Source organism: Kitasatospora sp. NPDC006697 (genome assembly GCF_042869935.1).
Lineage (GTDB): Bacteria > Actinomycetota > Actinomycetes > Streptomycetales > Streptomycetaceae > Kitasatospora.
The window spans coordinates 173,365-186,155 of record NZ_JBIAGU010000014.1 but is presented as its reverse complement, the minus strand read 5'-3'; the positions used below and the strand labels follow the sequence as shown (position 1 = coordinate 186,155).

At 72.2% G+C, this 12,791-nt stretch carries 14 protein-coding genes; 9 read left to right on the top strand and 5 right to left on the bottom strand.

Features of this window, described 5'->3' with window-relative positions:
• Positions 1–17 precede the first annotated feature (17 nt).
• From aspT to ACFYNO_RS21515, 3 genes are read left to right on the top strand one after another with little or no spacing between them, the layout of a single operon-like run.
• Complete coding sequence (gene aspT, locus ACFYNO_RS21525; protein ID WP_388014534.1) at positions 18–1,691, top strand: aspartate-alanine antiporter; 1,674 nt, start codon at positions 18–20, stop codon at positions 1,689–1,691.
• Positions 1,692–1,698: 7 nt separating this feature from the next.
• The gene (locus ACFYNO_RS21520; RefSeq protein WP_388014531.1) at positions 1,699–1,851 is read left to right on the top strand and encodes a hypothetical protein; all 153 of its coding nucleotides are present in this window, start codon (positions 1,699–1,701) and stop codon (positions 1,849–1,851) included.
• An 18-nt stretch (positions 1,852–1,869) separates the two neighbouring features.
• A complete protein-coding gene (locus ACFYNO_RS21515) occupies positions 1,870–3,519 on the top strand; it encodes a bifunctional aspartate transaminase/aspartate 4-decarboxylase (RefSeq protein ID WP_388014528.1) in 1,650 nt (549 codons plus the stop codon).
• Positions 3,520–3,565: 46 nt separating this feature from the next.
• Here the strand turns inward: ACFYNO_RS21515 and ACFYNO_RS21510 are convergent, their stop codons facing one another.
• Positions 3,566–4,330 carry an SDR family NAD(P)-dependent oxidoreductase gene (locus tag ACFYNO_RS21510; protein ID WP_388014525.1) on the bottom strand — a complete coding sequence of 255 codons (765 nt, stop codon included), beginning with the start codon at positions 4,328–4,330 and terminating at the stop codon, positions 3,566–3,568.
• Between the two features lie 106 nt (positions 4,331–4,436).
• Here ACFYNO_RS21510 and ACFYNO_RS21505 point away from each other — a divergent pair, with 106 nt between their 5' ends.
• Entirely contained in the window at positions 4,437–5,057 is a 621-nt protein-coding gene (locus tag ACFYNO_RS21505) for a TetR/AcrR family transcriptional regulator (protein ID WP_388014522.1), read from the top strand.
• 49 nt (positions 5,058–5,106) lie between these two features.
• On the opposite strand, the gene ACFYNO_RS21500 is transcribed toward ACFYNO_RS21505, so the two are convergent.
• Positions 5,107–5,442, bottom strand: a complete 336-nt coding sequence (locus ACFYNO_RS21500) for a MoaF N-terminal domain-containing protein (RefSeq protein WP_388014519.1) — start codon at positions 5,440–5,442, stop codon at positions 5,107–5,109.
• Between the two features lie 176 nt (positions 5,443–5,618).
• Here ACFYNO_RS21500 and ACFYNO_RS21495 point away from each other — a divergent pair, with 176 nt between their 5' ends.
• The 3 genes from ACFYNO_RS21495 to ACFYNO_RS21485 all read left to right on the top strand — a co-directional run bounded on the left by ACFYNO_RS21495 (position 5,619) and on the right by ACFYNO_RS21485 (position 7,799).
• Positions 5,619–5,813 carry a DUF1059 domain-containing protein gene (locus ACFYNO_RS21495; protein ID WP_388014516.1) on the top strand — a complete coding sequence of 65 codons (195 nt, stop codon included), beginning with the start codon at positions 5,619–5,621 and terminating at the stop codon, positions 5,811–5,813.
• Positions 5,814–5,850: 37 nt separating this feature from the next.
• Positions 5,851–6,966 carry a class I SAM-dependent methyltransferase gene (locus ACFYNO_RS21490; RefSeq protein WP_388014513.1) on the top strand — a complete coding sequence of 372 codons (1,116 nt, stop codon included), beginning with the start codon at positions 5,851–5,853 and terminating at the stop codon, positions 6,964–6,966.
• A 101-nt stretch (positions 6,967–7,067) separates the two neighbouring features.
• Positions 7,068–7,799, top strand: a complete 732-nt coding sequence (locus ACFYNO_RS21485; protein ID WP_388014510.1) for a response regulator transcription factor — start codon at positions 7,068–7,070, stop codon at positions 7,797–7,799.
• Here the strand turns inward: ACFYNO_RS21485 and ACFYNO_RS21480 are convergent.
• Positions 7,789–8,181, bottom strand: a complete 393-nt coding sequence (locus ACFYNO_RS21480; RefSeq protein WP_388014508.1) for a ribonuclease domain-containing protein — start codon at positions 8,179–8,181, stop codon at positions 7,789–7,791. The genes ACFYNO_RS21485 and ACFYNO_RS21480 overlap by 11 nt on opposite strands.
• Positions 8,182–8,465: 284 nt before the next feature.
• On the opposite strand from ACFYNO_RS21480, the gene ACFYNO_RS21475 reads away from it, so the two are divergent.
• Positions 8,466–9,629, top strand: coding sequence for a hypothetical protein (locus tag ACFYNO_RS21475; RefSeq protein ID WP_388014506.1), 1,164 nt, complete (start codon positions 8,466–8,468; stop codon positions 9,627–9,629).
• Positions 9,630–9,643: 14 nt separating this feature from the next.
• On the opposite strand, the gene ACFYNO_RS21470 is transcribed toward ACFYNO_RS21475, so the two are convergent.
• Positions 9,644–10,072: a hypothetical protein gene (locus tag ACFYNO_RS21470; RefSeq protein WP_388014503.1), complete on the bottom strand. Its 429-nt coding sequence runs from the start codon at positions 10,070–10,072 to the stop codon at positions 9,644–9,646.
• 35 nt (positions 10,073–10,107) lie between these two features.
• Positions 10,108–10,887, bottom strand: a complete 780-nt coding sequence (locus ACFYNO_RS21465) for an IclR family transcriptional regulator (RefSeq protein ID WP_388014500.1) — start codon at positions 10,885–10,887, stop codon at positions 10,108–10,110.
• A 203-nt stretch (positions 10,888–11,090) separates the two neighbouring features.
• Here ACFYNO_RS21465 and aceB point away from each other — a divergent pair, with 203 nt between their 5' ends.
• Entirely contained in the window at positions 11,091–12,740 is a 1,650-nt protein-coding gene (gene aceB, locus ACFYNO_RS21460; RefSeq protein WP_388014497.1) for a malate synthase A, read from the top strand.
• The last annotated feature ends 51 nt before the right edge of the window (positions 12,741–12,791 follow it).

The window sequence follows — 12,791 nt, the reverse complement described above, 5'->3', positions numbered from 1 at the left end:
TCCCCGGGGGTTCCCCGGTGAACCTGCTGCGGGAGAACCCCGTCCTCGCCCTCTTCGCCTGCCTCGGCCTCGGCTACCTGGTCGGCAGGCTGCGGGTCGGTCGGATCACCCTCGGCGGGATCTGCGGCACGCTGATCGTCTCCATGCTCATCGGCACCCAGCACGTCTCGGTGAACAGCGATGTGAAGAACGTGGCCTTCGCGCTCTTCATCTTCTCGCTGGGCTACATCGCCGGCCCGCAGTTCGTCGCCAACCTGAACGCCAAGGGCCTGCGCTTCGGCGTGCTCTGCCTGCTCGAGGTGGTGCTGGTGCTGGGCATGGCCTACGGCTTCGCCAAGGGCTTCAGCCTGGACGTCGGCACCGCCTCCGGCATCCTGGCCGGCGCCGCCACCGAGTCCGCCGTGGTCGGCACCGCGCAGGACGCGATCGGCAAGCTGACCAACCTCAGCCACGACCAGATCGCCGAGGCGCAGAACCACGTGGCCACCGCCTACTCGGTCTGCTACCTCTTCGGCCTGGTCAGCATCGTCATGCTGACCAGCCAGATCTTCCCGATGATCCTGCGGATCAACCTGCGGGACTCCTCCCGGGCGGTCTGGCAGAAGATGCGCGGCGACGACGCCGGCCTGGCCGCCGACGAGGAGGCCGCGCTGCCCGCGTTGGTCGGCCGCACCTACGTGGTCTCGCAGGGCGAGGGCAGCACCATCGGCGAGTTCGAGGGGGTCCGGGACGACCTGGTCACCATCGAGGGCGTCAAGCGCGCCGGCCAGGTGCTCACCGTCGAGCCGAAGCTGCGGCTGCTCCGCGGCGACCAGGTGCTGGTGGTCGGCCGCCGGGCCGCGGTGCTGGACGCCGGGCACGAGCTCGGCCCGGAGACCTCCGGCGTGCCCGGGCTGGACAGCCCGCTGGCGGTCCGCCAGGTGGTGGTCACCAACAAGCAGATCGCCGGCAACTCGCTGGACCAGGTGCGCGGCCAGGACGGCCAGTACACCGGCGGCGTCTACCTGACCGACATCCAGCGGGTGGACCACCACCTGCCGGCCGTCGGCGGCACCGAGCTGCACCAGGGCGACACCCTCACCGTGGTCGGCGCCCGCAGCAAGGTGGACAAGTTCGCCGCCAAGGTCGGCACCACCGTCTCGCAGAACGCCACCGACTACATCTACATCAGCCTGGGCATCTGCCTCGGCGTGCTGATCGGCATGATCACCGTGCACGCGGGCGGCGCCGCGCTGGCGCTGGGCACCGGCGGCGGCTGCCTGATCTCCGGCCTGTTCTGCGGCTGGCTGCGCGCGCAGCACCCGACCTTCGGCGCCTTCCCGCCGGCCGCCGCGCAGACCCTCAAGGACCTGGGTCTGTCCATCTTCATCGCCGTCACCGGCCTGGCCGCCGGGCCGGACGCCGGCGCGCTGCTGAGGAAGTACCCGGTGCTGCTGCCCGCCGCCGGCATCCTGATGGTGCTCGTCCCGGCCTGCGTCTCGCTGGTGGTGGGCCGCAGGCTGCTGAAGATCGAGCCGCCGATCCTGATCGGCGCCATCGCCGGCCAGCAGTGCAGCACACCGGCGATCACCTCGATCACCAACGTCGCGCAGAGCAGCGTGCCGATGCTGGGCTACACGATCACCTACACGCTCTCCAACTTCCTGCTGCCGCTGACCGGTCCGATCCTGGTCGGCCTGATCGGCTCCTGAACGACCCGTGGCCACCGTGCTGCCGCTGACCCTCGGCATCCTGGTCGGCCGCCACGTCTTCGGGACGCGCACCCCGATCCTCGGCCACACCATCCCGTACGCGGCGGGCAACGTCCTGCCGACCATCCGGGGCGCGATCATCGTCGCGCTCCTCGGCTGACCTCTTGGAGTGCACCAGATGACCAGGCCCTCGATCACCCGTGAAGAGATCCACCGGCTGGCCCGGTTGAGCCCGTTCGAGCTGAAGGGCGAGTTCATCCGGCTCGCCGAGGCCTTTCAGGCCGACCGGCCCGGCCAGAAGGGCAAGTCGGCCGCGCACATGCTCAACGCCGGGCGCGGCAACCCGAACTGGATCGCCACCGGGCCGCGGGAGGCGTTCTACGCGCTGGGCTACTTCGGCCTGGCCGAGAGCAAGCGGGTGTGGACCGCGGACGACCTCGGCGGGATGCCCGAACAGCGGGGCATCGCCGGGCGGTTCGACAGCTTCGTGCGCAGCCACCCGGAACTGCCGGGCATCCAGCAGTTGAAGGCCTGCGTGGACCTGGCCACCGACCGGTTCGGCTTCGACCGGGCGGCCTGGCTGCACGAGCTGGCCGACTCGGTGGTGGGCGACAACTACCCGGTGCCGGGCCGGATCCTGCCGCACGTGGAGCAGGTGGCCCGGGGCTATCTGGAGGAGGAGCTGATGGGCGGCGCGCCGCCGGCCGGCACCCTCGACGTGTTCGCCACCGAGGGCGGCACCGCGGCCATGTGCTACGTCTTCGACTCGCTGATGAAGAACGGAGTGCTGCACAAGGGCGACAGGATCGCCCTGATGGTGCCGGTCTTCACCCCGTACATCGAGATCCCGGAGCTGGAGGACTACCAGTTCGACGTGGTCACGGTGGAGGCGGACCTGTTCGCCGGGGCCGGGGTGCGGCAGTGGCGCTACCCGGAGGAGCAGGTGGCCAAGCTGGCCGATCCGGCGGTGAAACTGGTCTGTCTGGTCAACCCGTCCAACCCGCCGTCGCTGGCGCTCTCCCGGCGGGTGGCCGACCAGATCAAGGGGATCGTGGCGGGCAGCAACCCCAACCTGCTGATCGTCACCGACGACGTCTACGGCACCTTCGTCGACGGCTTCCGCACGCTGGCCGCCGACCTGCCGCGCAACACCCTGCTGGTGTACTCCTACTCCAAGCACTTCGGCGCCACCGGCCACCGGCTCGGCCTGATCGGGCTGAACCGGGACAACGTGGTGGACGAGCTGATCGCCGCGCTGCCGCAGGTGGAGAAGGACCGGCTGGCCAAGCGGTACGGCACGCTCTCGCTGGAGCCGGCCGGGATCCGGTTCATCGACCGGCTGGTCGCCGACTCCCGCCAGGTGGCGCTCAATCACACCGCGGGCCTGAGCCTGCCCCAGCAGGTGCAGCTGACCCTGTTCTCGCTCTTCGCGCTGCTGCCGGAGGGCAAGGCCTACAAGGCGCTGGTGCAGTCGATCGTCCAGCAGCGGCTCGGGCTGCTGCTGGAGGGCTCCGGGATGAAGATCGCCGAGGACCCGCAGCGGGCCGGCTACTACATCGAGCTGGACCTGCTGGCCGAGGCCGAGCGGACCTCGGGCAAGGCGTTCGCCGACTTCCTGGAGAAGAACTACGAGCCGACCGAGCCGCTCTTCCGGCTGGCCGAGCAGACCGGCGTGGTGCTGCTCAACGGCGGCGGCTTCGACGGCCCGCAGTGGTCGATCCGGGTCTCGCTGGCCAACCTGGACTCGCTGGACTACCTGAAGATCGGCCACCACCTGCAGAGGATCTTCGACGACTACCGCGCCGAGTGGCAGGCCGCCGGGGCCTGACCGGGCCGCACCCCGGGGTCCGGAGGGGCCCCGGGGCGCCGGCGGGTCACATGTGGGTGCCGCCGTCGATCCGCAGCTCGGTGCCGGTGACGAAGGCGCCGTCCTCGCTGGCCAGCATGGCGATCACGCCGGCCACCGTCTCCGGGCCGGCGAAGCCCTGGCCGAGCGCGGGGGAGAGCTTGGCCAGCAGCGAGAAGTCGGCGTCGGCCGGCAGGCCCGGGTTGCTGGTCATGCCGCTGGCGATGCTGCCCGGCGCCACGCAGACCGCGCGCAGCCCCTGCTTGCTGTACTCCTGGGCGATGGCGTGGGTGAAGGACTGGATGCCGCCCTTGGTGGCCGCGTAGGCGGCCATGTACGGGTGGGCGAAGGCGGCCGAGGTGGAGCTGAAGTTGACCACCACGGAGCCCGGCGCCGCGAGCAGCGCGGGCAGCGCCTCCCGGGTCATCAGGAAGGTGCCGGTCAGGTTGACCTTCAGCACGGTGTTCCAGAACTCCAGGCTGGTCAGGTGGGTGTGCGAGGAGCGCAGGATGCCGGCCGCGTTGACCAGCACCTCCAGCCCGCCCAGCCCGGCGACCGCCGCGGCCACGCCGGCCCGCACCGACTCCTCGTCGGAGATGTCCAGCACCGCGGTGGTGAGCCGGTCCGCGGTGCCCTCGGCGGCGGCCCGCCCGGCGGTGGCGGCCAGGCCCTCCTCGTTGACGTCCACCGCGACGACCCGGCCGCCCTCGGCCAGCAGCCGGAGCACGGTGGCCTGGCCGATGCCGGAGCCGCCGCCGGTGATCAGGGCACGGCGGTTGGTGAAGCGCTGCATGGTTCTGCTCCGTTCGAAGACGCACGGCCACGGCGGAATGGAGTGGCACATCATGCCACTATGGCACGATGTGCCACCCGGGCCCAAAGGCGCGTAGGTTTGACCCATGACCGACCGCCCCACCCTGACCGACCGCCGCCGGGCCGAGACCCAGTTGGAGATCGCCACCGCCGCGGCCGAGCTGTTCGCCGAGCGCGGCGCCGAGGGCACCACCGCCGAGGACATCGCCCGGGCCTCCGGCGTGGCGCTGCGCACCTTCTACCGCTACTTCCGCACCAAGGAGGAGGCCGTCGCCCCGCTGCTGGCGGCCGGCGGCCGCCGCTGGCTGGAGCTGATCGCCGCCGAGGACCCCGCGCTGCCGGTGCCGCAGGCGCTGGCCCGGGCCGCCGCCGGCGCGCTCACCCCCGCCGACGACCGGGCCGCCGAGGGCCTGCGCTGGACCAGGGCGCTGCTCACCGACCCCGGGCTGCGCGCGGTCTGGCGCACGGTGCACCAGGACTCCGAGGACGCACTGGTCCCGGTGCTGGCCGCCCGGGTCGGCCCGGAGGCGGACCCGCTGGAACTGCGGCTGGCCGCCGCGGCCGCCACCGCCGCGATCCGGGTGGCCCTGGAGAGCTGGGCGGCCGGCCCGGGCACCGCCACCGCCGGCCCCGGCTCGCCCGGCGTCCTGGCCGCGCGCTGCGTGGCGGAGCTGACGGCGGGTCTGCGGCTGTGGCAGCAGCCCTGAACGCGAAGAGCCCCGCGGCAGCGCCGCGGGGCCCGATGGTGACGAAGGCTCAGACCACCTGCTCCAGGGTGCCGGTGTGCAGCTCGCCGACCCGGCCGCCCTCGCCCTCGTAGGTCCAGAAGACCCGCACCGTCAACGTACCGAGGTCCATCACGTGGCTGACGGTGATTCCGCTCTGCTCCGTCCAGCTGACGAAGTACACCTGCGGCCCGACCTGGGCGACGTGCAGCGAGACGTCCTCCCACTGGCCGGCCGACTCGCCCAGGCCCTCCCAGCGCAGCCGCTTGCCGTCGGCCGAGTAGGCGTTGCGGAACGCGGCGCCGTTGTCGACCTGGAACAGGTAGGTCCGGCCGGCGAAGCCGGGCAGGGCAGCGGTCTCGGTCATGCTGGGGGTGTTCCTCGCTTCGTCCGGGGCCGGATCGGGTACTGCTCCCACGCTATCCGACCGGCCGCGCGGAGGGACAATGGTTCCGCGACACGCGCGCGGCCCCGCACGCCGGTCCTCCCGGCCAGCAGGTGGCCCGCCGGCGAGCCGGGAGCGGCGCGGGCCGGGAGGTCGAGATGCGCAAGATCGTCGACTGCCGCGACTACCCGAGCGAGGCCGGCTGCACGCTGGCCATCTCCGGTGAGGAGGAGGAAGTGGTCCGGGCTGCCGCAGAGCACGCCGCTTCGGTCCACGGCGAGACCGACAGCAAGGAGCTGCGCGAGCAGATCCGTTCGGCTCTCAAGGACGAACCGGCCCTCCAGCACAGCTGAGTGGCCCGCGGGCCCGCCCTGGTACGGGATTTCCCGTATGGCCGGGAGCGGGCCCGCTCTGCTGGAGTGGTGGTACCGCGAGGAGGTGGTCCCGGTGGCCCTCGACGAAGACCGGGTGATGGAGTTCCTGGAGCAGGTGGTGACCGACGGCGGAGCCGCGATGGCGGGCCTGTGCACGGCGCTCGGCGACCGGCTCGGCCTCTACACCGCGATGGCGGGCGCGGGGCCGATGACGACGGCCCAGCTGGCCGAGCGCACCGGTCTGCGCGAGCGCTACCTGCGCGAGTGGCTGGCCGCCCAGGTGGCGGGCGGCTACGTGACCCACGACGCCGCCGCCGACAGCTACACGCTGCCGGACGAGCACGCCGCCGTGCTGGCCGACCCGGACGCGCCGACCTACGCGGCCGGCATGTTCACCATGCTGCAGGCGCTCTACGCCACCGAGGACGCGCTGATGGACGGCTTCCGCACCGGCCGCGGGGTGGGCTGGGAGGAGCATTCCGACGCGCTGTTCGCCGGCACCGCCAAGTTCTTCCGCCCCGGCTACGCGGGCTCCCTGGTGCCCGAGTGGATCCCGGCGATGAACGGCACCGAGGGCAAGCTGGAGGCCGGCGCCCAGGTGGCCGACATCGGCTGCGGCTACGGCTGGTCCACCATGCTGATGGCCGAGGCCTACCCGGCCTCCCGGTTCCACGGCTTCGACTTCCACCAGCCGTCGATCGAGCGGGCCCGCGGGCTGGCCGCCGAGCGCGGACTGGCCGACCGGGTGGACTTCCGGGTGGCCGGCGCCCAGGACTTCCCCGGCGACGGCTACGACCTGATCACCTTCTTCGACTGCCTGCACGACATGGGCGACCCGGGCGGCGCGCTGCACCACGCCCGGCAGGCGCTGGCCGAGGGCGGCAGCTGCATGATCGTCGAGCCGAACGCCTCCGCGGACGTGGAGGCCAACGCCAATCCGATCGGGCGCGTCGTGGTCTCCGCCTCGGTGGCGGTCTGCCTGCCCTCCGCGCTGGCCCAGCACGGGCCGGAGGCGATGGGCAACCACGCGGGCGAGGACGCCATGCGGGACCTGGCCGACCGGGCCGGGCTGCACCACTGGCGGCTGGCCGCCGAGAGCCCGGTCAACCGGGTGTACGCCGCCAGCCGGTGAGCTTTCCTTCGAAAGGCCGTCCGGGTCGGGCCGGACGGTCGCGGCCGGGTTTGTCGGGGCCCGGCTTGACCCGGCCTCCCCGGCGGGGGCACGCTCCAAGAGTGACTCCGTCCGGGGAGGCCGGGCTGCGGCGCATCTGCGCCGTGATCGACCTGCTGCTGGACGCCGACGAGGAGCAGGGCCTCCTTCCGGCGCTGCACCCGCTGCTGCTCCGGGCGCTGCCCGGCGACAGCCTCACCTGGTCGGTGCGGACCCCGCTGGGCCGCCGCCCGATGCACCTGCCGAGCGACCTGTTCACCCCGGACGCGCTGGCCGCCTTCTACCGGAACGCGGGCACCGACCCGCTCTTCCGGCACACCGACACCGGCTCCGGCGACCCGGTACGCCGCTCCGACCTGCAGTCCCGCGGCGAGTTCCACCGCTCGGGCACCTACGCCGAGGCGCTGCGCCCGGTGGGTGCGGAGTACCAGCTGGCCACCGCCTTCCCGGCGGGCTGGACCGCGGCCGGGCGGCGCACCGTCTGCCTGGTGGTGCACCGCTCGGCCGCGGACTTCGCGGACGCCGATCTGGAGACCGCGCTGCTGCTGCGCAGCCGGCTCAGCCATGCGCTCGGCCGGCTCGCTCCGCCGCCCTCCTCGCCGCTGCGATCGGCGCTGACGGAACGCGAGGCGGCCGTGCTCGACCTGCTCACCGAGGGGCTGACGGACCGCCAGATCGGGAACCGGCTGGCGGTGTCCTCCCGCACCGTGGACAAGCACCTGGAGCACGCCTACGCCAAGCTGCGGGTGCACAGCCGGGTCGCGGCGGCGGCCCGCTGGCGGATCAGCAGGTGAAGTCGATCAGGTAGAACGTCGAGTAGTGGTCGGCGGTGTAGTAGTCCTCCTGGGAGCCCTCACCGGTGATGATCCGGCGGGTGCCGCGGGTCGAGGCGCCCGGGGTGACCACGGTGTACTCGTGGTAGTAGCCGTAGTCCTGCACGGGCAGCACGCCCTCGCGGTTCTGGAAGACCACGCCGTCCTGGCGGAACGGGAACGGGCCGCCGTCGGCGATCTCGTTCAGGGTGTCGTCGGCCTGCTGCGGGAGGGCGCTCTGACAGACGGTGCCGCTCACGTCGGCGTGCGCCTGGGTGGCGACGGTGAGCGGGGCGAGGGCCAGCAGGCCAACGGTGACGGCGGCGGCGGAACGCGACTTCAACGCGCGTAGAAGAGTCTGCATGGCAGCAGTCTGGATGTTTCCCGACAAGCCTGGGAAGACGCTGGGAAAGTCTTCATGTCCACGTAACTCTGCTGGTGGCCGAGGGACTTGCCCGCTTCGCCGGGCGGGGTGGACCTTCACAGGTGTGACACTTGCGACATCGCTAAACATTGTTGTTGATCACATGGTCTGCCTAGCCTGCAAGCGGCCCACCGGTTCCGGAAGGGTCGCTTCCTCTTGTCACCACAGCACAGGCGTGGCTGCCTCCTGCCCCACTACCGGACGGCCGCGTTCGAGGTACCCACGTGATCCCTGTCGCCCGTTCCGCCCGTCTCGGCGTCGTCGCCGGAGCGCTCGGCCTGCTCGCCGTCCCGATGGTCGGCCAGGCCCACGCCTGGTCCCGGCCCGCCACCAGCACCCCCACCGTCAGCGAGGACCGGCTGACGGTCTCCGCGACCACCCCGGACAAGCCGGTGACCGCCACGCTCACCACGCACTCCACCTCCTGCTTCACGGTGAAGCGGCTCGGAGTCGCCGTGCGGGACGCGACGGGCGCCAACCTCGACTTCCCCGGCTCGCGCACCGACGTCCAGCTCTGCCCGGCCGGCATCACCCTGACCACCGCCGCGCGCAGCTTCCCGGCCGGTGCCTACTCGGTCTTCGGCTACTACCAGGACCAGGCCGGCGCCTGGCACAACCTGGCCGCGCAGAAGCTGACCGTGGCCGCCGCCCCGGTGACCCCGGCCGCACCGGCCGCACCGGCCTCGCCGGTGGCCGGCCAGAAGCTCACCTGGGCCGACGAGTTCTCGGGCGGCGGGGTGGACGCGAGCCGCTGGGCCGACACCAGCACCAGCTCGTACCACTACCGCACCCACAACCCGAACGACAACAAGCTGGACTGGCTGGACCCGGCCGACGTCAAGATCGCGAACGGTTCCGCCACCTTCACCGCCCGGCCGGGCAGCCAGACCCTGGAGAACGGTGCGCAGGCCTGGAACGCCGGCCTGCTGACCACCGAGGGTTCCACCGGCGGCTTCCAGGTGAAGACCGGCGACTACGCCGAGACCCGGGTGCAGCTGCCCACCGGCACCGGTGCCTGGCCTGCGCTGTGGACCTGGAACCCGGCGGTCAGCGGCTCGCACAACGAGATCGACTCGTTCGAGTACCACCCGGACAACCCGAACCTGCTGGAGCTGACCAACCACGTCAACGCCGCCCAGGACTACTTGACCGACGCGAACGCCATCAAGCCGGGCCAGTGGGTCACCATCGGCACCCACTACGGCGCCAACTCGGTCGACTGGTACGTCAACGGGGCGAAGGTCTTCTCCGACCACACCGGCGTCGGTGCCAACTGGTCGGCCTACCTGATCCTCAACCTCTCGGTGAGCGCGGGCAAGTACCACCCGGCACCCACCGGCTCGGCGCCGATCTCCTTCGCCGCCGACTACGTGCGGGTGTTCCGCTGACGGAGCACGCGGTGCTAGCCGGAGACCCGGACCACGAACGGCGCGCTGTCGTTGCGGTGGTCCGGGTCTCCGGCGCTGTGCACGGTGACCCGGCCGCCGGCCAGCACGCCTGACACGCCGGCGTCGAGCTTCAGCGGCACCAGTGCGGTGGCCGACCGGAGCGCCCCGAGGCCGGCCGGGAAGGTGCAGGTGACCACGGTGGCGGCCGCGTCGGGGGTGCAGTTCCCCGGGAAGTACGGGCCGACCGCGTGGGTGCCGAAGGGCGCGCGCACCGTCACGGTGAACTCGCCGGCGACCTCGGGGCCGTTGTTGGCCACGAAGGCGTGCACCGTGGTGGTGCCGCCGGCAGGGGCGGCGGCCGGCTCCATCGGGACCACCCGCAGGTCGGCCGGACCGGTGGCGAGAACCGCGGCGCCGAGCAGGGGGACGAGCAGCGATTGCATGCCGTCACCCTACGCCACGGGCATTCACCGCAGTGTCACGGCGCGAGCACGCCGCCGAGCCGCTCGGCGATCCCCTGCATCACGGTGACCAGCGCCTCGCCGCCGCTCTGCTCCTCCAACGCCCGGATCCGGGCCTCCGGGCCGGAGACCGAGAGCGCCGTCGGGGTCGGCGCCTGCGGCACCGCGACGGCGATGCAGCGCACCCCGATCTCCTGCTCCTGGTCGTCCACCACGTAGCCGGCCCGCCGGGCGTGCGCCAGCTGGCCGAAGAGCGCGTCCACGTCGGTGACGGTGAACTCGGTGTGCGCGGGCAGCGGCTGGGTGCCGAGCACGGCCCGGGCCTCCTCCTCCGGCAGCTGTGCCAGCAGCGCCTTGCCGACCCCCGTGCAGTGCGGCTGCACCCGGCGGCCGACCTCGGTGAACATCCGCATCGAGCGGCGCGACTGCACCTGCCCGACGTAGACCACCTCGCCGCCCTCCAGCACCGCCAGGTTGGCGGTCTCGCCGGTGGCCTCCATCAGCTCCGCCAGGTACGGCCGGGCCCAGCTGCCGAGCAGCCGGCCGGCCGTCTCGCCGAGCCGGATCAGCCGGGGGCCCAGGGTGTAGCGGCGCGCGGTGTCCTGGCGGACGTAGCCCTGCGCGGCCAGGGTGCGGACCAGCCGGTGGATGGTCGGCATCGGCAGGCCGGAACTGCCGGACAGCTCGCTCAGAGTGGCGACGCCGCCCGCGTCCGCCAGCGCCTCCAGCAGCTGGAAGGCGCGTTCGACGGACTGCACGCTGCCACTTGCGCGCTCGGGGGCAGGGCTGCTGGCCACTTGGCGTTCCCTTTGCTGTCGGCGGAGGAGTAGAGTCCCAGCGAACCACTCAACAAACCGTTGAAATTCTGTATCGCGGAAACTAGTCTCCACTTTACAGAATCGGCCCTGCCGGATGGTCGGGCCGGTCGTGGGTCGTCAAGACGGAAGCCCCCACCGAGGCTCCGTACACCCTGTACAACCGTCCAAGGAGTGTCCTGCCCATGGCTACAGACCAGGAATCTGTCGGCGGTCCCGCCGCTCCGGTCGTGACTGTCGCCGGTCCGCGCGTCCCCCGTGCGGAGGAGGTGCTCACCCCCGAGGCGGTCGCCTTCGTGGTCGGTCTGCACCGGGCCTTCGAAGCGCGCCGCCAGGAGCTGCTGGCCCGCCGCAAGACCCGGCGGGCCGGGATCGCCGAGGCCGGCACCCTCGACTTCCTGCCCGAGACCGCCGGAATCCGCGCCGCGGACTGGCAGGTCGCCCCGGCACCCCGGGCGCTGCAGGACCGCCGGGTGGAGATCACCGGCCCGACCGACCGCAAGATGGTGGTCAACGCGCTCAACTCCGGCGCCAGGGTCTGGCTGGCCGACTTCGAGGACGCCACCTCGCCGACCTGGCAGGCCGTGGTCTCCGGGCAGCTCAACCTGATCGACGCCTTCGAGGGCCGGATCGACTTCACCTCCGAGCAGGGCAAGGCCTACACCCTCAAGCCCGCCGACCAGCTGGCCACCGTGGTGGTCCGCCCGCGCGGCTGGCACCTGGACGAGAGCCACCTGATGGTGGACGGCGTGCCGGTGGCCGGCGCCCTCTTCGACTTCGGCCTGTACTTCTTCCACAACGCCGCCCGGCTGCTCGCCAAGGGCGAGGCCGACCCCAACTCCGGCCCGTACTTCTACCTGCCGAAGACCGAGAGCCACCTGGAGGCCCGGCTCTGGAACGAGGTCTTCACCCACGCCCAGCGCGAGCTCGGCATCCCGCACGGCACCATCCGGGCCACCGTGCTGATCGAGACCATCACCGCCGCCTTCGAGATGGACGAGATCCTCTACGAGCTGCGCGAGCACGCCGCCGGGCTGAACGCCGGGCGCTGGGACTACCTCTTCTCGATCGTCAAGAACCTGCGCGACGCGGGCGAGCGGTACGTGCTGCCGGACCGCAACAGCGTCGGCATGACCTCGCCCTTCATGGCCGCCTACGCCCGGCTGCTGGTGCAGACCTGCCACAGGCGCGGCGCGCACGCGATCGGCGGGATGGCCGCCTTCATCCCCTCCCGCAAGGACCCGGAGGTGAACGCGGCGGCGCTGGAGAAGGTCAAGGCCGACAAGGACCGCGAGGCGGCCGGCGGCTTCGACGGCTCCTGGGTGGCCCACCCCGACCTGGTCCCGGTCGCCGAGGCCAGCTTCGACGCGGTGCTCGGCGAGCGGCCCCACCAGAAGGACAACCCGGGCTCCAGCGAGCCGGTGACGGCCGCTCAGCTGCTGGACATCGCCGGCGCCGGCGGCTCCTGCACCGAGGCCGGGCTGCGCAACGCCGTCGCCGTCGGCCTGCGCTACTGCGAGGCCTGGCTGCGCGGACTGGGCGCGGTCGGCATCTTCAACATGATGGAGGACGCCGCCACCGCCGAGATCTCCCGCTCGCAGATCTGGCAGTGGATCCACAACGGCGTGGTGCTCGCCGACTCCGGCGAGAAGGCCACCGCCGAACTGACCCGCCGGCTGATCGCCGAGGAGCTGGACGCGATCCGCGCCGAGCTGGGCGACGGGGTCTTCGCGGCCGGCCGGTGGGCCGAGGCCCGCGACCTCTTCGAGCAGGTGGCGCTCGCCGAGGAGTTCACCGACTTCCTGACCCTGCCAGGCTACGCACTGCTGGGCTGACGGATCATCGCCATTCCGTACGGTCCGCCGGGGCGAACACTCCCCGGTGGA